We start from the raw sequence: 25,057 nt of genomic DNA, 5'->3' as shown, positions 1-25,057 counted from the left end.
CAGATTGCTTGATTAATTGTTAAAGAACGGTTGCTTCTTCGCTCATTTGCCGTTGAAGCGGATGCGCATCTTACGCACATTCCTGATAAAGTCAATGGAAAATTTTACTTTTCAATTTAACCTTTCAGGCTTTAACCAATCGTTAGAAATTTATCTAACCAACTGATTTGACTGACCTTTTGATTTGACTGACCTTTCCAATCGCTTAAGAAGCTGTTGTGCCGTGTCAGTGGAGGCGTATTATAGGGATCTCGACGCAGGGTGCAAGCGCTTTTTTCAATAAATTTAAAACTTTTTCAAAAACACAGCATTCGCACACCTTAGCCACAGTTTTATCCACAAAATTTAAAATTCTTCACGCTAACATGGCGAAAAATCAACTGTTTTTATGCTACATTGAAAGTTTAATCAATAGCTTTAGTAATATTCGCTGAATATCACTTTGTTGGTTAAAATATTTTCTGTGGAATACACAATCAAAATCGAAATGGATTTTTCTATAAAATAGTGGTTGATTATGAAAACACCTTTATCTTTGTCTATTATCTTAACGATCGTATGTGCGGTAGTTTTAGCGGTATTAACTGCACTGACTGGTGCAAAACTATCTGCACCGATGGCGATGAGCATCGGTAGTATTATTACCGGGTTAGTAGTAGCTTTTGTTAGACCTTCTTCAATTGTACCCAAAAGCGAACCCAGCAGCTCATCAGAATCCACTCAGACACTTTATGTTGGAAATCTTCCTTACCGTGCCAATGAAACAGCAGTTCGTGAACTGTTTGCCCAATATGGACATGTTGTTTCGGTTCGTCTTTTAAAAGACAAACATACTGGCAAACGCCGTGGCTTTGGCTTTGTTGAAATGAGTGAAGAAGGTGCTCTGGAAGCCCAGAATGCACTTAATGAACAAGAGTTTCAGCATCGGACACTAAAAGTCCGTCCGGCGAACGAACGCAAAGATCATTCTCTAGAAGAAGATTAAGTTCATTAAATCCTAGAGCGTTAAATGATGCCCACAACGAATTCGTGTGGGCATTTTTTTTTGTGTAATACCCTACTCGTAGGCAGTTTTGCTGATGCGCGGCTTGCTTGATATCAAGCAGCGTCGCGACACGCTTAGCAACAGCTTGGCCTGAATCAACCAAACGAGTGTTTTTCCCAAAAATCGCACCCAACTCATTTCGCAGCAGTGGAAAATGAGTACATCCCAGCACGACGACATCAGGTTGCACTTTGGCCTTTAGCCAAGCAGATACTATTGAGCGTAAGTGCTCTAAGTCAGGAGTTTGGGCAGAGAGTTTTTGCTCAGCAATCTCAACAAGCTCGGTGGAGCCAATTTTGAGCACCGTACAATGGTTAGAAAATCGCTCAATAAGTTGCTTTGTATAGCTACGTCCAATTGTTGCAGGCGTTGCCAATAAACCAATAATTTTGGACTGGGATATTTCGCAAGCTGGCTTGATGGCTGGCACAACCCCAACCACTGGTATAGAGAGCATCTGCCGAAGCGGTTTTAACACAACGGTACTTGCCGTATTACAAGCGATGACTAATAAATCCGGGCGTTGTGTCTGGCAAAAGGGAACCACTAAATTTAAAACCCGAGCAACTAAAGTTGACTCGCCAAGCTCACCATATGGGAAAAGAGCATTATCGAACAGATAACTTAACTGATAATTTCCAAGCTGGCGGTCCAGTGACTGGACAATTGATAACCCGCCGACACCAGAATCAAACACAGCCAGATGGGGTGCCATGAACATCTCTTTTGCTAAATTAGAAATGCAGCGTAGTTTACGCTGCATTTAACGGCTGACCAATCAGTTTATGTCCTAAGATAGCAGGGGCAATCGCTGATTTATGCTTTCACTTGGACCAATCTAAATGCCAAGATTCGATCAATAACTAGCATAGCAATAAGAATAACAAATGTGGGGCACAGCCACCCCATGCCAACGCTATATAAAGGTAAAGAGTCAAACCAAGACGCGTTGAATTTTAAACGGTGCGCCACATCAAGTAGCGAACAGATAAAACTTGCCCCAAGCACCACGCGATAAACTAACTTAGGATTGGCAAGCTTTGAGCGCAGAAAAGTTAACGCTACCAGCATAATAGCGGTGGGATAAAGGGCCAACAAAACTGGGATGGACAAGTTAATCAGTTGATTTAATCCAATATTAGCAATCAGAGCACTAACTAGGCCAACAGCGATAACCCAATAACGGTACGCAATCCCGCTTAACCTGGCAAAATACTCTGAACTGGCGCAAGTTAAGCCGATTGCCGTTGTCAAACAAGCGAGTACTACAATTAACGAGAGAACCCACTGCCCATAGGAACCAAACAGCGACTGAACATAGATACTTAAAATATCACTGCCGGTATTCGCATGTGATGCGATTTGCGAGCTGGTTGCACCTAAATAAAATAGTGAAATATAAACAAATGCTAAACCGGCTGCTGCTATCAAAGCCGAATAAACAAGATAACGAGCAACCGCCTTTTTTTGCGTCACACCTTTTGAGCCAATCGCATCAACCATCAGCATTCCAAACAACAAAGCACCAAACGTATCCATGGTGTTATAACCATCTAAAAAGCCGCTGGCCAAGGGTAAGTTGACATAATTACCTAAAGCCCCCACAACATGGCCTTGTGGGTCTAAAAATACGCCCAACGATAAAATGATTAAACCAATAAATAATGCAGGCGTAAGGAGTTTGCCAATCGTATCGATTAAGCGTCCCTGACGAAGGGCAAAAACAATCACTAAAAGGAAGAAGATCCCTGAAAAGAGCGGCAAAGCAGATGAACCATGGGCTAAAAATGGTTTCACCGCCATGTCAAAAGAGACGGCCGCCGTTCGGGGAATCGCAAACGCCGGACCAATAATGATGAACATGACAACAGCCATCAGCACAGATATGTTCTTAGGCAGTTCTCGGCTAATGGCTTCCCATGAGCCACCCGCCACAGCGACAGCAATGAGGCTTAATAGAGGTAAACCAACCGCGGTTAATAAAAAGCCGCCCATCGCACTTAAGTAATGATCGCCTGCGAGTTGGCCTGCATGCGGCGGGAAAATAATGTTCCCAGCACCGAGAAAAAATGCAAATAGCATAAATCCCAAGGCAATAATATCAGTCGTCTTTAGTGTTTGCTTCACCATGATTCCTACTACGTTATTGATTTTGCTAGATCTGACAAAATTCAAATGCAATATTTTTGTGCATAAAATTCACCAAAATAGCGAATTATGCACAAATAAAGTGCGGGATCATGACGATTTGAGGATGATTGATCAACCCCAACATAAAATAAATTACTTTTTAAATTGGGGTTTATAGAATAACTAACTGATTTTAAAAGTCGTATTGAGCAGTTAGGTTCGTTTGAATGCCAGGTGCACGATAATCTGTGGTTTGCTCATAATCTCGGTCTAACAAATTATGCACAGAGGCAGAGAGTTTAAATGCTGATGTAAACTGATAACCTGCTGCAATATTCATCGTCCAATAGCTCGGTAATCGCTCGGTTGATGAACTAAAGCGATGGCCACTCCAGTTAATCCCTGTATGAAGGTTTAGTTTCGGCAATACTAACCAGTCTGCCTGCCATTTACCGCTATTCCACGGACGATAACTTAGCACTTTGTTGGTTTGCTTATTTTCACTATCAAGATAGGTATAACTCAGTTGCTGATGAATTGGGCCTGTGACAAATTTTAAGACAAATTCACTACCCATAACCCGCGCTTTGCTGACGTTGTCAGTCGTTGAGTAATCACTTGTAGTTTCAATAAGATCGCGATAATTGGTGCGATACAAGTTCCATTCATAGTGAATATTTTGAACTTGTCCTTTAAAGCCTAACTCAAGGTTTTGTGACTTCTCAGGTTTAAGATTGGGGTTTCCCTGATAGCCATACGATAAAGGCCAATAAAGATCATTAAAGGTCGGAGCATGAAAAGCAGTTCCATAACTTAATTTGACCTGCTGATTACTTAGATAAGTCCAACCACCAGCGACTGAATAGGTGGTGTTATTCCCATAGCGTTCATTATGATCCTGACGCAAACTGGCATCAACCAGATATGGCCCTTGCAGATAAGACACACTGGAATAACCACCGACGTTATAGCGTTTAGTCTCTGAAAAATCAGTGCTAGAGCGTCCCAGATTAGTTTGACGGGCATCGAGCCCTGCATCAAGTTGCCAATTATTGTTAAGCTGCCAGCTGTTGAGCCAACTTCCAGCATAACGTTGCGTCACATAACGCGAATAAGAACTGCTGTAATCGCGCGAATCATCCACGCCGTAATTTAAATTCCAGTGCGAGCTATAGCTATTCGCATCATAAAATAATGAACTACTAAAATACTGCTGAATGAGCGTATTATCTGCCTCAGTGGTCATATTATAACCGTTATACTGACCATGCCCACGATTGAGAATCACCTCACCATCAGCCGACCAGTTGTCGTTAAAACGGTGTTGAACACTAAAGAGCCCTTGCTGCGTGCTATAACCGTAATTATGCGCCGGTGTTGAATCCGGTTTAAAATTATAGCCATCACTACCTTCAGCATCTAAGTTCGCCTGAAATTGGGTATTCTCACCCAATGGGTGAACAAAGCGCCAGCCGCTTTGCCAATAGTTATGTTCACCGACACCCGCTAAAATTCGATTCACTTTTTCTTTAGCGCTAGGCTTGGTAATAATATTCACCACGCCAGCCATCGCATCAGCGCCATAACGAGCAGCTCTAGGCCCCCGAATAATCTCGATTCGCTCAACCATACTGGTTGGTAAAAAATTAAATGTACCGGTTCCGAGGCTGGCACTCATGGCCCGCACGCCATCAATTAAGACCAGGGTTTGGTCCGAATTACTCCCTCGAATAGACAACGCAGTCGTCGTCCCCCGCCCGCCCGATTCTCTAATCTGAACACCAGGCTGCATCGCTAAAACATCGGCAATAGATTTCGCTTGCATCTGTTCAATTTGCTTGGCGCTAATTATCGTATAAGGAGCGAGTACATCGTTGGTTGATTGTGGCATTCTGCTCGCCGTGACGATTATATCGTTGTCAGAGGACGTATTTTCTGCCTGCGCATAGCACGCAAAGGGGATGAGGGCCCCTAAAACCCAAGAAGCTTTCATGATTTATCCTAAGAACGCGTTAGTCTAGATGATAGATAAGCATCAGGTAGGTATTCGGACTTCGAGACCATTAGATAATGGCGGTTTCCCTTCCCATCGCATCTGCGACAGTGGTCCGATCGAGACTTAAATTAGGCTAAATCGGATAAACCATTGCTATCGTTACCGCTGCGCGCCAGTTCTGGATTTTCACCAGATTCCCTTAAATGCGGATAAACCGCCACTCTAATGCTGATTTATTCAGTTAATTAGGGGCTATTGACCTTTTGTAATTAGTTTTGCGCTAATCTGAAGCTGCGCCGCATTCAAAATGCGTTTAATTGAACAAAATTAAACAACCAAAGATCAACAGTCCTTAAGATAAGTTTACTGAAAAATACTGAGTGTGGATAATTCAAATTCTTCATAATCTAGACAAATTACTTTACAAAAAACCAGACTTCCCCCTTGTACAACGATAAATGCACTCTAAAATGGCCCACCTAGCATCCATCGGTACGAGACAAAAAGTTATGGCAGACATTGCCTATTACCCAGAACAATATCAATCTTTGCTTGAGAAGAAAGTAGCGGGCATTCAAGAGCGTTTTGCCGGCGTTACTCAACTTAAACCTCAGGTTTTTGCCTCACAACCAAGCCACTATCGGATGCGCGCTGAATTTCGAGTCTGGCATGATGGCGACGATCTTTACTACATCATGTTTGATCCACAAACGAAGCAGAAAATCCGCATCGATCAGTTTGGCCCAGCAAGTGTACTCATCAATGAGGTTATGACAGCGTTAGTTGAGCATCTTAAAACCAACCAAATACTGCGTCACAAACTGTTTCAGGTGGATTTTCTCTCTACGCAAAGCTCGCAAATTGTTGTCAGCCTGCTTTATCATAAAAAATTGGACCAAGCGTGGCAGGAACAAGCGCAGATACTCCGTGATGCGCTGCGCCGGCAATTTGATTTACATCTAATTGGTAGAGCTCGCAAACAGAAAATCTTACTCAATCAAGATTTTGTTATCGAAACTTTGAATGTGAATAATCGCCCAATTCACTATAAACAGGTCGAAAATAGCTTTACCCAACCTAACGCTGGAATTAACGAAAAAATGTTGAGTTGGGCGCTGGATGTCACCCAAAACCAAACAGGCGACTTACTGGAGCTCTATTGCGGGAACGGTAACTTTTCACTGGCACTAGCACAAAACTTTCAGCGCGTGTTAGCCACCGAAATAGCAAAACCTTCGGTTGATTCTGCGCAATTTAATATCAGTGTGAACCAGATTGAAAACGTCAAAATTTTGCGAATGTCAGCTGAGGAATTTACCGAAGCCATGCATGGCCGAACATTTCGACGTCTAGAACAAGCCGATGTATCGCTGGATGATTATCAATGCGAGACGATTTTTGTCGATCCACCACGCGCCGGATTGGATGATGCAACATTAGAGATGGTCAATGATTACCCGAATATTTTATATATTTCCTGTAATCCGACCACTTTACTAGAAAACTTGCAGACGTTGACTCAAACGCATCAGCTCAGTCAGTGGGCTATATTTGATCAGTTCCCTTACACCGATCACGCTGAAGTTGGCGTTTGGCTAAACAAGAAATAACAACCTCTGATCAAGACCCTATGCTTTAGGGTCTTGTTTAGTTTTATGCCATCCTAGCGAAACCACCAGATAAACCATTAGCGCCAGACAAATCAACGATGGCAAAAAATTATTGCCAAGATTAGGATATTCGACTCGCAATAACACCGAATAGCCAACCATTCCCAGCATAAAAACTGCCACCAGCTGCAACAGAGAACGATCCTTAAGCGGCACTTTAAAGGCACTCAAATGAAACAAACGCGCCGACAAAATAAGGCTAATCCAAGGAAATAACGTCCACGGCACGTTGGCGGTAAAAAGCATCGAAAAACAGGCATTCACACTGGCACCGATAACAAGAGTCAGAACCAAGATTTGGTAATAAAGCTTCATAAGCTCTCCTTAAGAGCGCTCCATCTTTTGCAACTCACAACAAAATAGCCTTGCTATAGCATAGTTTAGACAATTGTCTTATGGTGATGAAAGACTTATACAAAAGGAGCAACCATGACCCCAATGATTGGCGTTGGCGCTATTATTATCAACGAACAAGGGCAAATTTTGCTGGGCAAGCGCTGTTCAAGCCACGCCCCTTTTTGGGCGCTACCGGGTGGGAAAATGGAGCTAGGAGAAACATTTGAGCAAACCGCCCAGCGCGAAGTCAAAGAAGAAACAGCCATTGAGATTAACAATTGGCAAGTCGTTGGACTGACCAATAACCTTGCCACTTATCATGATGAAGGCGTTCATTATGCATCGGTTATCTTAAGCTGCGATCCGACAATCCAACAACCTAAATTGTGTGAGCCGGATAAATGCGAACGGTGGATATGGGCCTCACCTGATAGGCTGCCAGAGCCACTTTTTGAAGGAACCCGGCAAGCCATTGATAACTGGCAAGCCGGATTATTTTATCAGCGGTAAAAAGCGCTTAACAAAGTAACTGACATAAACTAACCAAGTCGCTTTGCACCGCTCCGGCGGTGACTTCTCGCCCAGCACCGGGGCCTTGAATCACCAATGGATTTTCACAATACCAGTTCGATTGAATGGCAAAGACATTATCGCATGGGCGCAAATTAGCAAATGGATGATGCGCATCAAATGACTGAAGACCAATTTCAGCCACACCATCTTTGGCAAATTTAGCGACATAACGAATCACTTGCCCTTGAGATTGAGCGGCTTTTAATTGTTCAGCCATAAACTCATCGAGCTCAGCCACTCGAGTCATAAACTCATCAGCCGGGATATCTTGCAGGCTTTGAGGGACTAACGAGTGAAGCTGTATCTGCGAGTTCTCCAGTAAATAGCCCGCTTCTCGCGCCAAAATAAGCAGTTTACGAGCCACATCTTGACCGGATAAATCCTCTCTTGGGTCAGGTTCTGTTAATCCTTGTTGCCAAGCTTTTTTAAGCAACTGGGAAAACGGCACAGATCCGTCAAAATGTTGAAAGAGCCAACTGAGCGTGCCGGAGAAAATCCCGCTAATTTCACGGATCTCATCCCCCGCATCACGCAACATCTTAATACTAGATTGAACAGGTAATCCGGCCCCAACGGTTGCGTTATAGAGCCATTGACCACCATGATCCCGAAACTGCTGGCAAACGTGCTGATAAAACTCAACTTTCGCCGAGCCTGCATATTTGTTAGCGCTAATCAGATGAACCCCTAACTGGGCCACCTGCGGATAATAGAAACTCAACTCTTCACTGGCCGTGATATCGATGGCAACCAACTCATCAAATGGATGTTCGCTAACACGCTCCAGAAGCTGCGACCATACAACGGGTTTAGGGTTAAATGGCTGCAACACACTTTTTGGATCCAATCCGTGAAAATCAACCACGCCTCCTTGGCGACCAAAAACACCCGCTAAAATTAATCGCAGATGATAGCGTTGCTCCATCACTTCTCGTTGCGCGGCAAAAAGTTCAAGCCACTGCTGACCGATATTTCCTTTACCAAACAACATTAAACCAATGCGTTTGGGCTGGGAAAAAAGGGTTTGATGAAGTTCATTAAGCAGCGGATCTAACGTCGTTTTTGGCAGAACAGCCACCAGCGAATGAGTAGAATCAGCGCTTTGCACGAAGGTAACAGGCAAAGAGCAAAGAGCTTGGTAAAATAAGTGGCTGTGCTCGCGATGCTCACTTACGCCGCGCCCAACTAGCGCCAAGAGGCTGTAGCCGGATAATCCCTGAACATGAAATTGATACGCACTGGCCCAGTGCTCAACCGCCGATAAGGCGCGAGAATAAAGCTCTTGGGTATAAACCAAGCGAAGCGTCTGGCAATCACGACGCTTTGAATAACTCAATGGCTGTAATTGTATCGCTTTTAGGTGCTCTAATAATGTGCTGCTATGTGATTCATTGGCATCATATTGCACATCAATCAGTGAGACCTCATCTAACGCCGAGACGATTCGCGCTCCTAAACCACCTTGAACAGAGCGAAGCACCTGAGTCATTCCCTCTTCTGGGGTATAACTGCTGCGTAATGTAAGCTTTTGCCGAGAGCGAAATAATGGCTCTAATGAGCGAGCATGCAAGACACTTGCACCAATGCGTGATAGCTCTGCAGCCTCTGCTAAGGATATCTTATCCAGCAACTGAGCCTCACGCACCCGGCGCGGATCGGCGCTGAAAATCCCCGCCACATCGCTCCAAATCGTTGTGGCACTGGCATCAGCTAACGCCGCCAGCTCTGTTGCTGAATAATCACTGCCATTACGCCCCAGCGTAATCGTATGACCATCGATGTCACGGGCAATAAATCCCGTCACGACCAAGCGTTTGGATACTTTATGCGTAGCTAATAGAGCCGCTAACTTTGGCTGTGAAAGAGCCACATCCACCTGCGGCTGTGCCCCGTATGGCGCAACGAAAAACTCCCGCGAGTCCAGATAATCACTCTCAAGGGCATGTTGATTGAGTAAAGCGCTTAACAATCGAGCCGACCAGCGCTCACCAAATGAGAGGATTTCATTGCGAGTAAATTCATCAAGTGAGTTGCTAAGCATCCGGCTAATCGCCATGCGATCTGACTCCAGAGCGCTAAACAACTGCTCAGCCAAATCGCCTTTTAGTAACTCACCAATTAGGTCGTGTTGAAATGAGCAAAGCGAATCAAATACAGCTTCAAAGGCCGGGTCATGTTCAGCTGCAAGCTCAAGTACATCGAGCAACCGGTTAGTCGTTTTCCCTGCCGCCGAAACGACAATCAGATCGCCCGGCTGCGTATATTTGGCAATAATTTCACAAACACGCAAAAAACAGCTGGCATCGGCTAACGATGAGCCCCCGAATTTATGAACATGACGTTGCATGGTACTCATACTAACCCGCAACTCCATCCAGCGCTTGTTTGAGATCACCAACTAAATCGTGACTATCTTCAAGGCCAACCGATACGCGTAATAATTGCGGTGTAATTCCCGCTTCAAGTTGAGCCGCCGCTGACATGCCAGCATGGGTCATTGTCGCAGGATGGGCGATTAAGCTCTCAACCCCCCCTAACGATTCGGCCAAACAGAATAACTTAAGCTGCTCTAAAAAGTGGATAAGCCCTTGCTCATCGGCATCAATCTCAAAGCTCAGCATCGCCCCAAAACCCTTTTGCTGAGTTTTAGCCAGTTCATGCTGTGGATGAGAAGCAAGCCCTGGATAGTAAACTTTTTTAACCCGTGGATGATTATCTAAAAATTCAGCGACAATCTGCGCATTTTCCTGATGAGTGCGCATTCTTGGAACTAACGTGCGCAAGCCACGCAGCGTCATATAACTATCAAATGCTGAACCGGTCTGCCCCTGACAATTTGCCCACCAAGCCAGTTTTTCATGAAGTTCTGTTGTTTTGCCTATCACGGCACCAATCACAACATCAGAGTGACCATTGATATATTTTGTGGCTGAGTGAACCACAATATCAGCCCCTAGTTCTAACGGTTGCTGCAGCGCAGGTGACATAAACGTATTATCCACCGCCACTAAAGCACCTTGTTCTTTGGCTTGTTTAGCCACTTTAGTAATATCAACCAACCGCATCAGTGGGTTACTTGGGGTTTCTAGCCAGACTAATTTAGGGCCACGAGAGAGCGCCGCCGCTAGGGCATCCTCATCATTTTGATCTACAAAAATAGTCTCAAATACACCTTTGGCACTTAAGGATTCAAATAAACGATAACTGCCACCATAACAATCATGGGGTGCCACTAAAATATCGCCAGGGTTTAACAGTGAACAAACTAAGTGAACGGCTGCCATTCCGGTGTTGGTAATCACAGCGCCAGCGCCACCTTCAAGCTCAGCCAAAGCCTCTGCTAACAAACTGCGCGTTGGGTTAGCACTGCGACTGTAATCAAAAGGCCCTTTATGCTTATAACCGGGAAAACTATAGTTAGTTGACAGATAAATCGGTGGGACAACCGCACCACACGTTGAATCGGTTTCGATACCGGTTCGGACCGAAATTGTACTCGGTTGGCGTTTGCTCATAATAATCTCGCTTGAAGGAAAAGGGCTCTTATAAGATTACCCTGACACCCATTAGACGTCAATGCTTCTAGACGTCTAAACATCCCGGCGTACAGATTGTCATCAATATGCCGAGTAGGTTACAATTACCCACAACATTAGTCACATTATTAAGCTTATGGCAACTAAATGGAATGGCGAGTGGATCAGCCCTTATGCTGAACACGGCAAAAAAAACGAACAGGTCAAAAAAATTACTGTATCTATTCCGTTGAAGGTTCTGAAAGTTCTTACCGACGAGCGGACCCGGCGACAAATAGGTAATCTGCGACATGCCACAAATAGCGAGCTGTTATGCGAAGCATTTCTGCATGCTTACACTGGCCAACCGCTCCCTACGGATAATGATTTAAGCAAGGAAAAAAATCAGCCAATCCCGGATAGCGCACTTAAGCTAATGAGTGAGCTGGGCGTTGAACCGCCAGAAGATGACGAGTAATTAACAAAGCCCATCGACATTTAATAAAGCCACTTTCAGTGGCTTTGCTCCGCTTTAAAAAGCTCGCTACAATCAAACACAATTTTATTACTAAAGAGACATGTGTTTGATGAACACCTCGATTGATCAGCAAATTGCTGCTGAGTTAGGCGTCAATGCCCATCAGGTCAGCGCAACCGTAAAACTCTTAGATGAAGGTGCAACCGTGCCTTTTATTGCTCGTTATCGTAAAGAAGTAACGGGCGGGCTGGATGATACTCAACTGCGCGAATTATTTGCCCGCCTGGGGTATTTGCGAGAACTTCATGACCGGCGCAGCTCCATTCTGGACAGCATTGAAAAACAAGATAAGCTCACCGACTCTTTACGCTCACAAATTATGGCTGCAGCCACTAAAACTGAGCTTGAAGATCTCTATCTACCGTATAAACCTAAACGCCGAACCAAAGGACAAATTGCTCGCGAAGCAGGTATTGAGCCGCTAGCCGATACACTCTTAGCTGACCCAAACCAAGACCCACACCAATTAAGCCAAAATTATCTCAATAGCGATGAGGGCTTTGTTGATGAAAAAGCTGTGTTAGATGGGGCCCGCGCTATTTTGATGGAGCGCTTTGCCGAAGATGCCAGCTTGATTGGCAAATTGCGGCAACGTCTAAATGATGAAGCGCTCGTGGTTGCCAAAGTCATTGCCGGACAAGAGCAAAATGGGCAGAAATTTCGCGACTACTTTGACTATCAAGAGCCTCTTAAACAGGTGCCATCCCATCGCGCTTTAGCCATTTTACGCGGTCGCAATGATGGAATTTTGCAAGTGTCACTGCAATGGCCGGATGAACAACACGATCCTGCTATCGCGATTATTAGCCAACATCAGGATATTAAAGACCAAGGCCGCCCAGCGGATAGCTGGCTGAAAAACGTGGTCCAGTGGACCTGGCGGGTAAAACTTAGTTTGTCGCTTGAAAACGAGCTACTCACAACTTTGCGCGAAAAAGCAGAGATGGATGCGATTGTCGTTTTTGCTCAGAACCTCAAAGATCTGCTGATGGCAGCGCCTGCCGGCGACCGCGTCACTTTAGCCCTTGATCCTGGGCTTCGCACAGGGGTCAAAGTTGCCGTCATTGATGGCACGGGCAAGGTACTTGATACGACTGCAATTTACCCTCACCCACCACAAAAGCGTTGGGATGAATCGCTCATGACACTCAAAGAGCTGTGTCAGCGCCATCAGGTGAGTTTAGTCAGTATTGGCAATGGTACCGCATCTCGTGAAACCGATAAGTTAGTCAGCGAACTGGAACAGCATTACCCTGAACTTAAATTGCAGCGCGTAGTGGTCAGTGAAGCGGGTGCCTCGGTTTATTCCGCCTCAGAGCTTGCAGCAAATGAATTACCTGATTTAGATGTATCGTTGCGAGGCGCAGTTTCTATCGGCCGACGCTTGCAAGATCCACTGGCAGAGCTTGTTAAAATTGACCCTAAATCCATCGGTGTTGGCCAATACCAGCATGATGTCAGTCAGGTAGAGCTTTCAAAACGGCTCGCTAACGTTGTTGAGGATTGTGTAAATGCCGTGGGAGTCGATGTCAACATGGCATCAGCGGCTCTTTTGGAGCATATCTCTGGATTGAGCAAGACCTTGGCTCAGAACATTGTGCAATATCGTGATGAGAATGGCGCATTTAAAAATCGTAAAACCCTGTTAAAAGTGCCCCGTCTTGGCCCCAAAGCCTATGAACAAGCCGCTGGATTTTTACGTATTAGAGGCGGCGATAATCCGCTTGATGAAAGTGCTGTGCATCCTGAGTCTTACCCGCTTGTTGAAAAAATGTTGGCTCGCAGTGGGTTAGATATCAGCGCCTTAATCGGTAATCACAGTGCATTAAAACAGTTTGATCCCAAAGCCTATAGCGATGCCCAATTTGGTCTGCCAACGGTGACCGATGTATTAGCAGAGCTTGAAAAACCAGGTCGCGACCCCCGACCTGAATTTAAAACGGCGCAATTTAAAGAAGGCGTCGAAAAATTATCAGATCTAAAACCTGACATGCGCTTAGAAGGAGTGATTACAAACGTCACGCATTTTGGCGCATTTGTAGATATCGGAGTTCATCAAGATGGGCTGGTCCACATCTCATCATTGGCCGATAAATTTGTTAAAGATCCACGCGATGTTGTTAAAACAGGGCAAGTGGTTAACGTCAAAGTGCTTGAGGTTGATATCGCTCGAAAACGGATTTCACTGACGATGAAGATGGATGAATCTGCCAAACAAAGTGGGAGTAATCAGCATAGCGATAAAGCACCTTCACATCAAAAAGCCAAAACAAGTCACACTAAACCTCGCCAAACGAGTGCTCCAGCAAACAATGCGTTTGCTGATGCATTTGCAAAAGCTGGGTTAAAAGGCCGGTAAATCGTAAATCACCAAAGGTTCGCAATCGCGAACCTTTGCAGCCAGATTACGACTGACTAATGGTTTGTTTACTCGATTTAGCAGCCGCTGCTTCATGCTCAGTGACAGATGTCACTGGGTAACGGCGTTTGAGATAAGCCATGCCAACGATATACACAACCAACATCATCACCATCAACCAACCAGAGATGGTATAAAGCGCCGCATAGCCAGTGGTAACGGCAATCATCCCATAGACAATTGCACCACAACCATTACCGATATCGAGCATGTTATAAAAGGTAGCGCTGGCGGCACTGCTTTTATCGCTCGGCACCAAGGTTAAAATTTGCGTCTGTAATCCTGGGAAAAGCGCCCCTAAACCAAACCCATAAACTGCAGAACACACGGTAAACCAAAATTCACTGTGGATATGAGCCAGCCAGAAAAATGCGACTAAGAAAAATAAGATCCCAGGGATAATGATGCTCGATGGCCCGTTACGGTCATAAATACGCCCAGAAAAGAGCCGTGAAATACACACACAAATAGTCGAAACGAGGAAGAAATAACCCGGATTATCAATGTGATTAATGTTTGCAAGAACCGATACAAAGTTAAGCACACTGCCATAACCAATCCCAAACAACAAAGTTAAAAATGCAGGCAGACGCGCACCTTTCACTGCGAATTGGTCCATAACCGAAATGCCAGATTTATTACGCTGCACATTGATATTTGGCGTTTTTTCAAAATGGCAAAAGAAGGTCCAGACCATTGCGATAATCTGACAAGCAACGGCAAGCTCAAATACCGCGGTGTAGCTGTAATCTAGCGCTAACCACAATCCCAATGCCGGAGCTACAGCCATGGCAACGGTTGTGCCAAGGCCAAAATACCCCATGCCTTCACCTTTTCTGGAGTTAGGAATAATCACCGCAGCCAAGGTGGCATAAAAGGTAGTTGCAATCCCAAACCCTACCCCATGGGCAATACGAATCGCCAGCAGTCCATCCACACTCTTAAAGATGATGTAACTTAATGCACACAATAGCGAGATAACAATCCCAACAAATAGGCAATTAATCGTTCCTAGATATTTCTTACCAATATCAGTGCACATGCGAATTGCAATTGCAGAGAATACAAAGATACCCGCCACCAATCCAACTTGGGTGGGAGTTCCCCCCATTTTGGCAACATACAATGGCAAGACAGGCAACAATAAATGGAACCCAGAAAAAAAGATGCCATTGGTAATAATTAAAGAGATAAAGTTTTTACTCCACAATCCGTCTGAGGCGGATATTCTATTTACGGCCATTTAATACTCCTTTTCCTTTAGAAGAGATAACATCCACTAATTTTTATTTTTTTAAGCAATAGCCTCCCCCTTGTGAATGAACACAATCGGCATCACTGGAGTCATTTAAATAAAATTTTGCTTGAATAAGCGAAGTCCAGTTAGAAAAACCAGACGAATGTACAACAAGACAAACACTTTAATTTATGTAGAAAAACGCTACGCCATGACAGTTTAAGCATTAACAACAGCTACACAAATTAAATTAGGCAAGCCATTAACAATTTAATATTAATTAAAAACTAATTAAGCATCTTGCAAATAATACTGCAAAACATCTTTCTAAATTATATTCAGACCTTAGATGTTGTCAACACATGACATTAAATCCCTTAAAGGTCAATTAATTAGCGCAGACAACTATTAAAAATAAGATAAAATGTAAATAAATGTTAAATCAATCGCACTCTTTCAAGTGAAAATTAATTAAACAAACAAATAACATTAAAATGAATAAATATCTGGCAAAATAAAAACGCTTTACTATTCATTTTATTAAGTGAAGTTCATTCATAAAACAGAGCTACTATTTCATAAAAAATAATCAAGCTAGCTCTTAGCAAGTGTTAAATCACATTTGATAAAGTATCAAAGTGCTAGATTAGAATACCAAGTATCTTTATAAAAATTATGAATAAAAAATATATTTTATATTATTAAATATTAATAGAAAGGTCTGGCTGACTCGGCAATTTATACGAAGACTGGTAACGAGAAGCAATCACTTGATTACGAAATTGCATCGCTTTAACCTGCTCTGGAGTGCTCGGAGCGCCAGGTGGCGCACGATGATAGAACTCACGATCTTTATTCTGGCTCGCTTTAGCTCGCGATAACAATGCTTCAAGGCTAATTTTAGAAAATGGGGAACGCTGATCTTGAGCATCATCTTGCTCATTTTGCCCCTGTCCAGAATGCTGGCCCTGTTGCTGTCCTGAGTTTTTTTCTTCAATGCGGACGTTATCCGATGAAGCAGAGCTGTGCGAGGTTGAAGAGGTATTTTTGAGGTTCGCAGCCATCATCGGCAAAGATGAGTCTCGCTCACTACCGACCTGCGAACCGCTGACATTCGCCGACATTGACTTTGTCGGTATAATTTGCGGGCGCTGTAAATTCTCTCTGCGCGCATCCTCTGTCGGCGGGCTCGCCGCCAGAGGCATCATATTAGGCAGAGTTACATTGACATTCATCTAGATACTCTATGCTTGAATATCAAGTAAACTCCCCACCATTTGATCGTGGGTCTGAATTACTTTCGCACCTGTTTTGGCATAAATTTCACCTTGTTTTAAGCCGATCATGGCATCAGTCACAGAACGATCGCCAGGTTGAGGTGGTTGTTTTGCAGCAACCCGAGCAAGGTCGTGACTTGACTGAGAGACCTGCTGATCAGCTCGACGGATCATTTGCATGCCAGAAGTGCTAGCATTTTGAATTTCCATCAGACCTCTCCTCCACTTTCATTTACACCTGTATACATTATAAACTAGAGGTTAGTTTTTAGGCAACTTCTAAAAAGTTAAGGATTTCCCCTATAAACTGCTGTGGATGGGAGATAAAAGGGGCATGCGAAGCTTTATCGATCATAACCTGTCGAGCCGATGTCATCCTCTGATGCGCGCGCATACTATCTTTAGGGACAATTGCATCAAGCGCTCCATATACTTGTAACCAAGGACAATCAATCTGGCTAATAATGTCACGTAAATCGATATACTCAAGCCATAACAGGCCTTGATGCAACATCTCAAGAGATGGCTGTGGTCTTTGATTTAACGCCTTTTTAATCTGGGCAATATCGGCTTTTGCATCAGGAGCACCGAGGGTTTGAATCGCTAAAAAACGCTCGAGAGTTTTGCGATAGTCGCTTTCTAAGCCTTTAGCAAACAGCTTAAGAACCTCTTTTTTCATCCCCGGCCAAACGGGTGATTGCACAAAACACGCACTGCTGGCAACGCTAATGAGTGACATCACTTGCTGGGGATAACGTAAAGCTATCTGCTGAGCGATTAAGCCACCTAAACTCCAACCCAATAAATGACCTCTAGGAAGTTCAGTGGCTAATTGCTCAATCATTTCGTCCCAAGCCGTCACGGTATATGGTTGACTCAATCCATAGCCCGGTAAATCAACCAGATGCAATTTGAAATAGGGCGTAAGACTCGGTACAAGTTTTTCCCAAATGCCACTATTCATTCCCCAACCATGGAGTAAGATGAGATTTGGCCCTTGGCCTTCGCTATCAATATGAATCATTCAATGAATACAACTCGTTATTATGCTGATTGATTGGGTAAAAGATTTAGCTACATCACTACCAACTAATATTGTCTCCCATCACTGCTTGGGATGTGCTCAAAGCAGCGCTTTGCATCACTACTGGTGCAGCAGCTGTCGGCAATTATTAATTCCTGAGACGACCAAGCGATGCAAGTGTTGCGGGATTGCGATTGCCAGCGGAGAGCTTTGTGGCCATTGTATCAGTCATCCGCCTGAATACGATCAAACATTTGTTTTTGATGATTACCGTTGGCCGCTGAATAAATTGATTCTGCGCTTTAAGCATCAACGCCAACCGCTATTAGGAAGAGCTCTCGCGGAGCTTTTTTACCAGCAACATCCAAATTTACCAACCGGATTACTGTGTCCTGTGCCCATGCATTGGTTTAAAAAATGGCGCCGCGGATTTAATCAAAGCTTGATATTAACGCAAACCTTAGCCCGATATTATCAGTGTGATTATCGCGAGCTATTTATCAAACCCCATAAAAGCGTTGACCTGATTGGTCTAAGCCGCACGCAACGTCGCAAAATTGTAAAAAAGAGTTATCAGCTTAAAGCGAATCAAGCCTGTCCCAAACGAGTCATTTTAGTTGATGATGTGATGACGACGGGGGCAACACTCAATGAATTGGCCCATCAACTCAAACAAGCGGGAGTGAGCGAAGTTCACTGTTGGGTCATTGCCAGAACGCCAAGCCCCTATGCAGCTTAAACTTTTGCTGTATCATAACCGCCAAAGGCAAGCTTTTATTCATATCAATGCATTTGAGACTAGCATTTGAATGCCCATTCAACCTATAATAAAACCTACTAATTTAGTCAGGTATCTGAGGACGAGGCAATGATTTCTATTTCTACCGAAGCGCAGCAACATTTCGTGAAGTTGCTAGCGGCCCAGCCCGAAGGCACTAATATTCGTGTCTTTGTCATCAACCCAGGCACCCCTCACGCCGAATGCGGTGTTTCATACTGTCCACCAGACAGTGTTGAAGCTGACGACGTTCAGCTCCCTTTTGATGGGTTTAAAGCGATGGTCGATGCGGCCAGTGCACCATTTTTAGAAGATGCTGAAATTGATTTTGTCACTGATAAAATCGGCTCTCAGCTCACCTTAAAAGCGCCCAATGCAAAAATGCGCAAAGTAGCGGATGATGCCCCACTGATCGAGCGTGTTGAGTATCTGCTTGAAAGTGAAATCAACCCAAACCTAGCGGCACACGGCGGCCGGGTGACTGTACTTGAAATCAATGATGAAAATATCGCGATTTTACAGTTCGGTGGTGGTTGCAACGGCTGCTCTATGGTTGATGTCACCTTAAAAGAAGGGATCGAAAAACAGCTGTTAGCTGCTTTTCCTGATGAACTGCAAGGGGTTCGTGATATTACCGAACATAAAGCTGGCGAACATTCCTATTATTAATATTCAGCAGATAGCTGCTGCTGGCAGCTATCTGTTAGCTCTTCAAGAACCTTCTTAAAATACGTAATTGACTAACACACCAACATTTTTCAATTCATAGTCATGTTTGTCATACATATCCATATATTCTAGGGCAATTGCTACATGATCGCTCACAGCCGCTTGAAGCCCTATCCCCCATGAAAAATCATTTCCAGAAAGATCGGCTGATTCGCCTCCCCCTTTTGCTTCTAATTTTCCCCAAGTTTTACCAAATAGGCCATAAGGAGTAAACAGTGTGCCAGTAGGTAAACCCAGTTTTAAATATATGCCATAATAATCTTTAAGCTCTAAACGATAACCATTTTCTTCATAATTATTAAAGCTTTTACCGAAACGTCCTTCAACAGATAAAAATGAATTCATATTTACCCCAGCTTGCAGAGATGCAGTCCCAAAGTTAACTGCATCGGACTCACTTGAGTCATCATATTTCAAATGTTGTGAACTTAGCTGACCACCAATATATGGTTGTAATTGTGAGGTATCCATCATTGCGGCTTGAGCCGTTAATGGCAAAATGCTTACTCCAAGTAATACAGCAGCTCCGGTACTCCATAATGTCTTCATATCTATTCCTGATTTTTAGTTATCCCATAGAAATGAAGACGTTAGCACCAACTGACCAATCAGTTAAGAATGAATGGTTAATTTACGACAAAGGTATGACTAACTATCTTTTTAAGCTGGACCTAAATAGTTAATCCATCGTTTTTAATCAAAAGATAAAATAAAAGCGGCTTCTATGAGCCGCTTTTAAATTCACTAAGATTCAATCAGTATCATCATTCATCACGCTGGGCGCGAGCTAACAATGCCGTAGCGGCATCTTTAACTGATTTACCTTGATAGAGCACTTGATAGACCTGCTCGACAATGGGCATCTCGATTTGATGCTGACAAGCCAATTGATAGACTTCTTGCGTATTGCGATAGCCTTCAACGACCTGACCGATTTGCTCTTGAGCCTCATCGATGAGCGCACCTTTTCCTAGTGCAATCCCAAACCGTCGATTACGTGACTGATTATCGGTGCATGTAAGCACTAAATCGCCAAGACCCGCCATGCCCATAAACGTTTCACGTTGAGCACCAAGCGCAACACCTAATCGAGTCATCTCTCGCAAGCCACGCGTAATCAGTGCGGTGCGAGCATTAGCGCCAAACCCAAGGCCATCAGCCATACCCGCGCTAATAGCAATTACGTTTTTAATCGCACCGCCTAATTGCACACCCACCATATCGCGGTTGGTATAAACACGAAAACTGCGCTCGCTATGCATCAGCTCAGCTAAGTCACTGACCCATTGATCATCCGCTGATGACACCGATATCGCAGTTGGTAAACCTTGTGCTAACTCTTTAGCAAAGGTCGGCCCTGAGATCACCGCAAGTTTTCGCGAAGGCCCCAAAATATCCTCAGCAACCGCTGACAATAGCTCACCGGTGTGCGGCATCAACCCTTTGGTTGCCCAGACAATTCTCGTCTGCTCATCCAACAATGGTTCTATCTGGCGTAAAACGTCAGCAAAAGCATAACTGGGGACCACAACAAGAATATCTTTGCTATTAGCAATAACTTTGTTTAAGTCGGCTTCTAGATGCAATGTATCGGGGAAAGGACAACCCGGCAGAAAGATACTGTTTTGGCGCTCGCGCGCAAGTTTAGCAACATGCTCACTCTGGTGTCCCCATAATGTGATAGGGAACCCATTACGCGCCACTGCAATCGCCAAGGCAGTTCCATAAGAACCTGCACCTAGAACTGCTAATGGTACTGATTTAGATTGGCTCATCTTAGTGCTGAGTATTTTCTGCTTCTTCTTCAGCGGACATCTGCTCAACATAATTAGCAAACATCGCATCAAAGTTAACAGGTGCTAAGTTTAACTGCGGGAATGAACCACGGTTAACCAGACTAGAAACGACTTCACGAGCATAAGGGAACAGAATATTCGGGCAATAGGCGTTAATTGCATGAGCCAACTGCGCAGGTTCCATATGACCTAATGTGAAAATCCCAGCCTGTTTCACTTCGCACAAAAACGCAACGTTTTCTTCGTGGCTAGCAGTCACAGTGAGAGTCAGCACAATTTCATACACGCTTTCGCCGAGTTCTGAAACGTTATTATCCAAATCCACTTTGATTTCAGGAGCCCATTCTTGTTGGAACACCGCGGGTGAATGAGGTGTTTCAAAGGAGATGTCTTTGGTATAGATCCGCTGAATCGCAAATTCAACTTCTGCTTCTGTATTGGCATCAGCCATAATAAAACCCTTATTTTTCTAGATGTACATATTTGGAGCAAGCCGCAAACCCTATGCTAATACCTGCTCCCAATGAATAGTTGTTGTTATTTTTTTACCAATGGCAGATTTGCGCCAGCCCAGGCATTCATCCCGCCTTGCAGATAATAAACCTTTTCAAAACCGCCTTTTGCTAATTTACGAGCAATCGGACCGGCCTGGGTTCCTGCATCACAAGCCACAATAACTGGAACTTGCTGGTATTTTTCATAAGCCGAATAAGGCCCTGATTTCAACTGTGATTGCGGAACATTCACAGCTCCGGAGATATGCCCTTTGCGATATTGATCGGCAGAGCGAATATCAAAAACAACCCCATCTTCTTTATTGACGATCTGAGTCAATATCTGGTGGCTGATCCCTTTCACATTGGACATCAGTGGCATAACAAAACTATAAATTACCGCCACCAGTAATACGACCCAGAGCAGACAAAGCAATGGGTGAAGCTGGATAAACTCAATAATTTGCTGCATTCCCAACAATCATCCTTTCATTTGACAAACAATAACTCGCCCGTGAGTATACACCGAGCGCCTATGAAGATCAGCCAACACGGTGCACGAATTTGCGTGATCGTTAAAGTAACTCACTTTACTATCTGGATAGAAATTGATCTATTTAAAAAACTCATGATTAACGAACTCTAAAAATGTAGTAAAATTTCACTCAAATAAGAAACAACAACAGAATTAGGGTGCCTTAGATGTCAAACTGCACAGTCAATAAAGCAGGATTTGAGCTAAGGCATAAACAACTTTTATTTCAATACAGGTAATTAATATGTCTGCGAGTAAAAAACCATTAGCACTGATCATCATGGATGGCTGGGGCTATCGGAGTGATTCTGCCAACAACGCTGTCGCACAGGCTAACACCCCAGTGTTAGACAATCTGAGCCAAACTTGTGCCAGTACTCATATTTCAGGTTCCGGATTAGATGTAGGTCTACCTGATGGTCAGATGGGTAACTCTGAAGTGGGTCACACCAATATTGGTGCTGGACGAATCGTCTATCAGGACTTAACTCGCATCGACAAAGATATTGCCGAAGGTACTTTCTTCTCTCATCCAGTACTTAAAGCCACTGTTGATAACGCAGTTGCTAAAGGCAAAGCTATCCATATTATGGGGCTGATGTCTCCAGGTGGCGTACACAGCCACGAAAATCACATTCTGGCGATGGTTGAACTGGCAGCAAAAGCTGGCGGCGAAAACATTTATGTTCACGCCTTCACTGATGGCCGTGATACCCCACCACAAAGTGCCCAAGGTTCTATCGACCTTTTTGAAGCTAAATTCAAAGAACTCGGTAAAGGTCGCTTTGCTTCGATGGTGGGCCGTTACTATGCAATGGACCGTGATAACCGTTGGGAACGCGTACAAGAAGCCTTTGATGTTATTTCTCAAGGCAAAGGTGTATATAACGCAGCCAGTGCAACACAGGCTCTAGCGGATGCTTATGAACGTGGCGAAAAAGATGAATTTGTCAAAGCAACCGTCATTGGTGATGCAGTTCAAATCCAAGATGATGATGCAATTATTTTCATGAACTTCCGTGCTGACCGGGCTCGTGAAATTACTCGTGCATTTGTTGATGATGACTTCACTGGTTTTGAACGTGCGGTTCATCCTAAAACTGACTTTATCATGCTCACTCAATACGCTGCCGATATTAAAACGCAGTGTGCTTACCCACCAGAAGATTTAGTCAATACTTTGGGTGAATGGTTAGAGAAAAAAGGTAAAACTCAGTTGCGTATTTCTGAAACTGAAAAATATGCGCATGTCACTTTCTTCTTTAACGGTGGTAAAGAAGAACCATTTAACGGTGAAGACCGCGAAATCGTGCCATCACCAAAAGTTGCAACCTATGATCTTCAGCCAGAAATGAGCTCTGAAGAGCTGACCGATAAAATGGTCGGTGCCATTAAGAGCGGTAAATATGATGTGATCATCTGTAACTATCCAAACGGCGATATGGTTGGTCATACTGGCGTGATGGAAGCGGCTGTTAAAGCTTGTGAAGCCGTTGATCATAGTATTGGTCGTGTAGTTGAAGCTCTTAAAGAAGTCGGCGGTGAATGTCTGATTACAGCAGACCACGGCAACGCAGAGCAGATGGTTGACCCTAAAACAGGTGGCGCTCACACAGCTCATACAAACCTGCCAGTACCGTTCATCTATGTTGGCCGTGAAGCAACCATGCAAGAAGGTGGTCGCTTGTCAGATATCGCGCCAACCATGCTGAGCTTGATGGGCGAAGAAATTCCTCAAGAAATGACTGGTCACCCATTGGTGGTTTTGAAATAATGCGCCTATGAAGCGTATCATTTTAAAGTTATATTCTTTTGTTAGTGCCAGCTTTTTTGCTGGCACTTTTGCGTGCGTCTTGTTAATGCCGCGCGCTTATGCCGACAGCCAAATTAGCCAACAGCAGTTGGATGCAGTCACCCATCAGCTGGCTAAAAACAAACATGCTATTGGCCAGGCAAAAGAGCTATTAACAACGTTACAAAAAAAACTAAAACAAGATGAGCTCGCAATTTCTCATCAGCAAGCCAAAATATCTCAAACGATTGGCAAAGTTCACTCCCTTGAGCAACAACTAAGCAAATTAAAAGATCAAGCAACAGAGCTTCAGAGCCAGCAAAAACAGCAGCAAAAACTTCTTAAAGCACAAATCGCCGCCGCCTACCAAATGGGCAAAGGCAGCTATTTGAAAATGCTGCTCAACCAGCATAAATCAGCCGAATTAGACCGACTGATGAATTATTATCAATATCTAAATAAAGCCCGCTTAGAATCGATTCAAAAATTGCAGCAAACAACGGCGCAATTAAAGGATAACCAAACCAGTCAGAGGCAACACTTAGATTCACTAAAAGCGGTACTGGCCACTCAGCAATCGCAACAAAAACAATTGCTCGCACAAAAACAAAAACGCCAGCAAACCGTTAAGAAAACCAATCAGTTACTGGCTAATAGTCAGTTGAAAAAAGAACAGCTCGAACAGGCTAAAAATTATCTCAATGAGCAACTAGCCAACCCGAGCGATGAAACGGTTGATGTTCATCTCACGGGGCTTAAACATAACCAGCTAAGCTGGCCGGTTAAGGGCAAAATTATTCACGATTATCATCACAGCCAGTTTGGCGGTAATCGCTGGGAAGGGGTCGTCATTGAGGCCAAAGCAGGCACGCCGGTAAAAGCAGTCGCCGATGGTAAAGTAGTATTTGCCGATTGGTTAAGAGGATATGGATTGGTGATTGTGCTCAGCCATGGCCATCATTATTTAAGTCTGTACGGTTACAACCAAGAGCTACTACTCAAAGTTGGAGACTCGGTGAAAAAAGGTGAGCCCATCGCAACCGTTGGCAACACAGGTGGACGACCAGAAGATTCACTGTTTTTCCAAATTCGCTATAAATCGCAAGTGGAAAATCCCCATCGGTTTGTGCGTAATTAATCGGCTTTCAAATAAAAAAGATCGACTTAGAGTCG

General features: G+C 44.0%; 23 protein-coding genes and 1 riboswitch. Of the genes, 9 read left to right on the top strand and 14 right to left on the bottom strand.

Features of this window, described 5'->3' with window-relative positions; translation table 11 throughout:
- Positions 1-517 precede the first annotated feature (517 nt).
- On the top strand, positions 518-985 hold the full coding sequence (locus ABTQ23_RS17900; protein ID WP_408617123.1) for an RNA recognition motif domain-containing protein: 468 nt from the start codon (positions 518-520) through the stop codon (positions 983-985).
- Here the strand turns inward: ABTQ23_RS17900 and murI are convergent.
- The 3 genes from murI to ABTQ23_RS17885 form a co-directional block, all read right to left on the bottom strand.
- A complete protein-coding gene (murI, locus tag ABTQ23_RS17895; protein WP_408617122.1) occupies positions 903-1,760 on the bottom strand; it encodes a glutamate racemase in 858 nt (285 codons plus the stop codon). The two genes, ABTQ23_RS17900 and murI, sit on opposite strands and share 83 nt — an antisense overlap.
- A 101-nt stretch (positions 1,761-1,861) precedes the next feature.
- Positions 1,862-3,172, bottom strand: coding sequence for a branched-chain amino acid transport system II carrier protein (gene brnQ, locus ABTQ23_RS17890; protein WP_408617128.1), 1,311 nt, complete (start codon positions 3,170-3,172; stop codon positions 1,862-1,864).
- A gap of 196 nt (positions 3,173-3,368) precedes the next feature.
- On the bottom strand, positions 3,369-5,168 hold the full coding sequence (locus tag ABTQ23_RS17885; protein ID WP_408617121.1) for a TonB-dependent receptor domain-containing protein: 1,800 nt from the start codon (positions 5,166-5,168) through the stop codon (positions 3,369-3,371).
- Positions 5,169-5,196: 28 nt separating this feature from the next.
- Positions 5,197-5,412, bottom strand: a riboswitch (cobalamin riboswitch).
- A gap of 268 nt (positions 5,413-5,680) precedes the next feature.
- Between ABTQ23_RS17885 and trmA the strand changes: the two genes are divergently transcribed.
- On the top strand, positions 5,681-6,781 hold the full coding sequence (gene trmA, locus ABTQ23_RS17880) for a tRNA (uridine(54)-C5)-methyltransferase TrmA (RefSeq protein WP_408617120.1): 1,101 nt from the start codon (positions 5,681-5,683) through the stop codon (positions 6,779-6,781).
- Between the two features lie 18 nt (positions 6,782-6,799).
- Here the strand turns inward: trmA and ABTQ23_RS17875 are convergent, their stop codons facing one another.
- Positions 6,800-7,156 carry a DUF1422 family protein gene (locus ABTQ23_RS17875; protein ID WP_408617119.1) on the bottom strand — a complete coding sequence of 119 codons (357 nt, stop codon included), beginning with the start codon at positions 7,154-7,156 and terminating at the stop codon, positions 6,800-6,802.
- 114 nt (positions 7,157-7,270) lie between these two features.
- Between ABTQ23_RS17875 and ABTQ23_RS17870 the strand changes: the two genes are divergently transcribed.
- Positions 7,271-7,687, top strand: coding sequence for a nucleotide triphosphate diphosphatase NUDT15 (locus ABTQ23_RS17870; protein ID WP_408617118.1), 417 nt, complete (start codon positions 7,271-7,273; stop codon positions 7,685-7,687).
- Positions 7,688-7,694: 7 nt separating this feature from the next.
- Here the strand turns inward: ABTQ23_RS17870 and ABTQ23_RS17865 are convergent, their stop codons facing one another.
- Positions 7,695-10,106, bottom strand: coding sequence for a bifunctional aspartate kinase/homoserine dehydrogenase II (locus ABTQ23_RS17865; RefSeq protein WP_408617117.1), 2,412 nt, complete (start codon positions 10,104-10,106; stop codon positions 7,695-7,697).
- Between the two features lies 1 nt (position 10,107).
- Positions 10,108-11,265, bottom strand: coding sequence for a cystathionine gamma-synthase (gene metB / locus ABTQ23_RS17860; RefSeq protein WP_408617116.1), 1,158 nt, complete (start codon positions 11,263-11,265; stop codon positions 10,108-10,110).
- Positions 11,266-11,422: 157 nt separating this feature from the next.
- Here metB and metJ point away from each other — a divergent pair, with 157 nt between their 5' ends.
- Both metJ and ABTQ23_RS17850 read left to right on the top strand, forming a co-directional pair.
- Entirely contained in the window at positions 11,423-11,743 is a 321-nt protein-coding gene (metJ, locus tag ABTQ23_RS17855; RefSeq protein ID WP_408617115.1) for a met regulon transcriptional regulator MetJ, read from the top strand.
- 109 nt (positions 11,744-11,852) lie between these two features.
- The gene (locus ABTQ23_RS17850; RefSeq protein WP_408617114.1) at positions 11,853-14,162 is read left to right on the top strand and encodes a Tex family protein; all 2,310 of its coding nucleotides are present in this window, start codon (positions 11,853-11,855) and stop codon (positions 14,160-14,162) included.
- A 46-nt stretch (positions 14,163-14,208) separates the two neighbouring features.
- Here the strand turns inward: ABTQ23_RS17850 and ABTQ23_RS17845 are convergent, their stop codons facing one another.
- The 4 genes from ABTQ23_RS17845 to bioH all read right to left on the bottom strand — a co-directional run bounded on the left by ABTQ23_RS17845 (position 14,209) and on the right by bioH (position 17,760).
- Positions 14,209-15,465, bottom strand: a complete 1,257-nt coding sequence (locus ABTQ23_RS17845) for an MFS transporter (RefSeq protein WP_408617113.1) — start codon at positions 15,463-15,465, stop codon at positions 14,209-14,211.
- A 695-nt stretch (positions 15,466-16,160) separates the two neighbouring features.
- Positions 16,161-16,694, bottom strand: coding sequence for a hypothetical protein (locus ABTQ23_RS17840; RefSeq protein ID WP_408617112.1), 534 nt, complete (start codon positions 16,692-16,694; stop codon positions 16,161-16,163).
- Between the two features lie 9 nt (positions 16,695-16,703).
- Complete coding sequence (locus tag ABTQ23_RS17835) at positions 16,704-16,946, bottom strand: flagellar biosynthesis protein FlgE (RefSeq protein WP_408617111.1); 243 nt, start codon at positions 16,944-16,946, stop codon at positions 16,704-16,706.
- Positions 16,947-17,004: 58 nt separating this feature from the next.
- A complete protein-coding gene (gene bioH / locus ABTQ23_RS17830; protein WP_408617110.1) occupies positions 17,005-17,760 on the bottom strand; it encodes a pimeloyl-ACP methyl ester esterase BioH in 756 nt (251 codons plus the stop codon).
- A 22-nt stretch (positions 17,761-17,782) separates the two neighbouring features.
- Here bioH and ABTQ23_RS17825 point away from each other — a divergent pair, with 22 nt between their 5' ends.
- On the top strand, positions 17,783-18,499 hold the full coding sequence (locus ABTQ23_RS17825; RefSeq protein ID WP_408617109.1) for a ComF family protein: 717 nt from the start codon (positions 17,783-17,785) through the stop codon (positions 18,497-18,499).
- 129 nt (positions 18,500-18,628) lie between these two features.
- Entirely contained in the window at positions 18,629-19,207 is a 579-nt protein-coding gene (gene nfuA / locus ABTQ23_RS17820) for a Fe-S biogenesis protein NfuA (protein ID WP_408617108.1), read from the top strand.
- A 54-nt stretch (positions 19,208-19,261) separates the two neighbouring features.
- On the opposite strand, the gene ABTQ23_RS17815 is transcribed toward nfuA, so the two are convergent.
- The 4 genes from ABTQ23_RS17815 to ABTQ23_RS17800 form a co-directional block, all read right to left on the bottom strand.
- Entirely contained in the window at positions 19,262-19,816 is a 555-nt protein-coding gene (locus tag ABTQ23_RS17815; protein ID WP_408617107.1) for a porin family protein, read from the bottom strand.
- Between the two features lie 215 nt (positions 19,817-20,031).
- Complete coding sequence (gene gpsA / locus ABTQ23_RS17810; RefSeq protein WP_408617106.1) at positions 20,032-21,042, bottom strand: NAD(P)H-dependent glycerol-3-phosphate dehydrogenase; 1,011 nt, start codon at positions 21,040-21,042, stop codon at positions 20,032-20,034.
- A 1-nt stretch (position 21,043) separates the two neighbouring features.
- A complete protein-coding gene (gene secB, locus ABTQ23_RS17805) occupies positions 21,044-21,514 on the bottom strand; it encodes a protein-export chaperone SecB (protein WP_408617105.1) in 471 nt (156 codons plus the stop codon).
- An 86-nt stretch (positions 21,515-21,600) separates the two neighbouring features.
- Positions 21,601-22,029 (bottom strand): rhodanese-like domain-containing protein, encoded by a 429-nt coding sequence (locus ABTQ23_RS17800; protein WP_408617104.1) that lies wholly within the window; start codon positions 22,027-22,029, stop codon positions 21,601-21,603.
- Positions 22,030-22,336: 307 nt separating this feature from the next.
- Between ABTQ23_RS17800 and gpmM the strand changes: the two genes are divergently transcribed.
- Both gpmM and ABTQ23_RS17790 read left to right on the top strand, forming a co-directional pair.
- Positions 22,337-23,866, top strand: coding sequence for a 2,3-bisphosphoglycerate-independent phosphoglycerate mutase (gene gpmM, locus ABTQ23_RS17795; RefSeq protein WP_408617103.1), 1,530 nt, complete (start codon positions 22,337-22,339; stop codon positions 23,864-23,866).
- A 7-nt stretch (positions 23,867-23,873) separates the two neighbouring features.
- The gene (locus tag ABTQ23_RS17790; RefSeq protein WP_408617102.1) at positions 23,874-25,022 is read left to right on the top strand and encodes a murein hydrolase activator EnvC family protein; all 1,149 of its coding nucleotides are present in this window, start codon (positions 23,874-23,876) and stop codon (positions 25,020-25,022) included.
- The last annotated feature ends 35 nt before the right edge of the window (positions 25,023-25,057 follow it).

Origin of the sequence: Celerinatantimonas sediminis (assembly GCF_046054195.1) — a bacterium.
Lineage (GTDB): Bacteria > Pseudomonadota > Gammaproteobacteria > Enterobacterales > Celerinatantimonadaceae > Celerinatantimonas.
The sequence above is the reverse complement of the archived record's forward strand: the minus strand, read 5'-3'. Positions and strand labels throughout refer to the sequence as shown.

What these genes read in the sequence shown, in the direction of transcription:
- ABTQ23_RS17900 (WP_408617123.1), top strand. Translation starts at nt 518, where the DNA reads ATGAAAACACCTTTATCTTTGTCTATTATCTTAACGATCGTATGTGCG.
- murI (WP_408617122.1), bottom strand. Translation starts at nt 1,760, where the DNA reads ATGGCACCCCATCTGGCTGTGTTTGATTCTGGTGTCGGCGGGTTATCA.
- ABTQ23_RS17885 (WP_408617121.1), bottom strand. Translation starts at nt 5,168, where the DNA reads ATGAAAGCTTCTTGGGTTTTAGGGGCCCTCATCCCCTTTGCGTGCTAT.
- trmA (WP_408617120.1), top strand. Translation starts at nt 5,681, where the DNA reads ATGGCAGACATTGCCTATTACCCAGAACAATATCAATCTTTGCTTGAG.
- ABTQ23_RS17875 (WP_408617119.1), bottom strand. Translation starts at nt 7,156, where the DNA reads ATGAAGCTTTATTACCAAATCTTGGTTCTGACTCTTGTTATCGGTGCC.
- ABTQ23_RS17870 (WP_408617118.1), top strand. Translation starts at nt 7,271, where the DNA reads ATGACCCCAATGATTGGCGTTGGCGCTATTATTATCAACGAACAAGGG.
- ABTQ23_RS17865 (WP_408617117.1), bottom strand. Translation starts at nt 10,106, where the DNA reads ATGAGTACCATGCAACGTCATGTTCATAAATTCGGGGGCTCATCGTTA.
- metB (WP_408617116.1), bottom strand. Translation starts at nt 11,265, where the DNA reads ATGAGCAAACGCCAACCGAGTACAATTTCGGTCCGAACCGGTATCGAA.
- metJ (WP_408617115.1), top strand. Translation starts at nt 11,423, where the DNA reads ATGGCAACTAAATGGAATGGCGAGTGGATCAGCCCTTATGCTGAACAC.
- ABTQ23_RS17850 (WP_408617114.1), top strand. Translation starts at nt 11,853, where the DNA reads ATGAACACCTCGATTGATCAGCAAATTGCTGCTGAGTTAGGCGTCAAT.
- ABTQ23_RS17845 (WP_408617113.1), bottom strand. Translation starts at nt 15,465, where the DNA reads ATGGCCGTAAATAGAATATCCGCCTCAGACGGATTGTGGAGTAAAAAC.
- ABTQ23_RS17840 (WP_408617112.1), bottom strand. Translation starts at nt 16,694, where the DNA reads ATGAATGTCAATGTAACTCTGCCTAATATGATGCCTCTGGCGGCGAGC.
- ABTQ23_RS17835 (WP_408617111.1), bottom strand. Translation starts at nt 16,946, where the DNA reads ATGGAAATTCAAAATGCTAGCACTTCTGGCATGCAAATGATCCGTCGA.
- bioH (WP_408617110.1), bottom strand. Translation starts at nt 17,760, where the DNA reads ATGATTCATATTGATAGCGAAGGCCAAGGGCCAAATCTCATCTTACTC.
- ABTQ23_RS17825 (WP_408617109.1), top strand. Translation starts at nt 17,783, where the DNA reads ATGCTGATTGATTGGGTAAAAGATTTAGCTACATCACTACCAACTAAT.
- nfuA (WP_408617108.1), top strand. Translation starts at nt 18,629, where the DNA reads ATGATTTCTATTTCTACCGAAGCGCAGCAACATTTCGTGAAGTTGCTA.
- ABTQ23_RS17815 (WP_408617107.1), bottom strand. Translation starts at nt 19,816, where the DNA reads ATGAAGACATTATGGAGTACCGGAGCTGCTGTATTACTTGGAGTAAGC.
- gpsA (WP_408617106.1), bottom strand. Translation starts at nt 21,042, where the DNA reads ATGAGCCAATCTAAATCAGTACCATTAGCAGTTCTAGGTGCAGGTTCT.
- secB (WP_408617105.1), bottom strand. Translation starts at nt 21,514, where the DNA reads ATGGCTGATGCCAATACAGAAGCAGAAGTTGAATTTGCGATTCAGCGG.
- ABTQ23_RS17800 (WP_408617104.1), bottom strand. Translation starts at nt 22,029, where the DNA reads ATGCAGCAAATTATTGAGTTTATCCAGCTTCACCCATTGCTTTGTCTG.
- gpmM (WP_408617103.1), top strand. Translation starts at nt 22,337, where the DNA reads ATGTCTGCGAGTAAAAAACCATTAGCACTGATCATCATGGATGGCTGG.
- ABTQ23_RS17790 (WP_408617102.1), top strand. Translation starts at nt 23,874, where the DNA reads ATGAAGCGTATCATTTTAAAGTTATATTCTTTTGTTAGTGCCAGCTTT.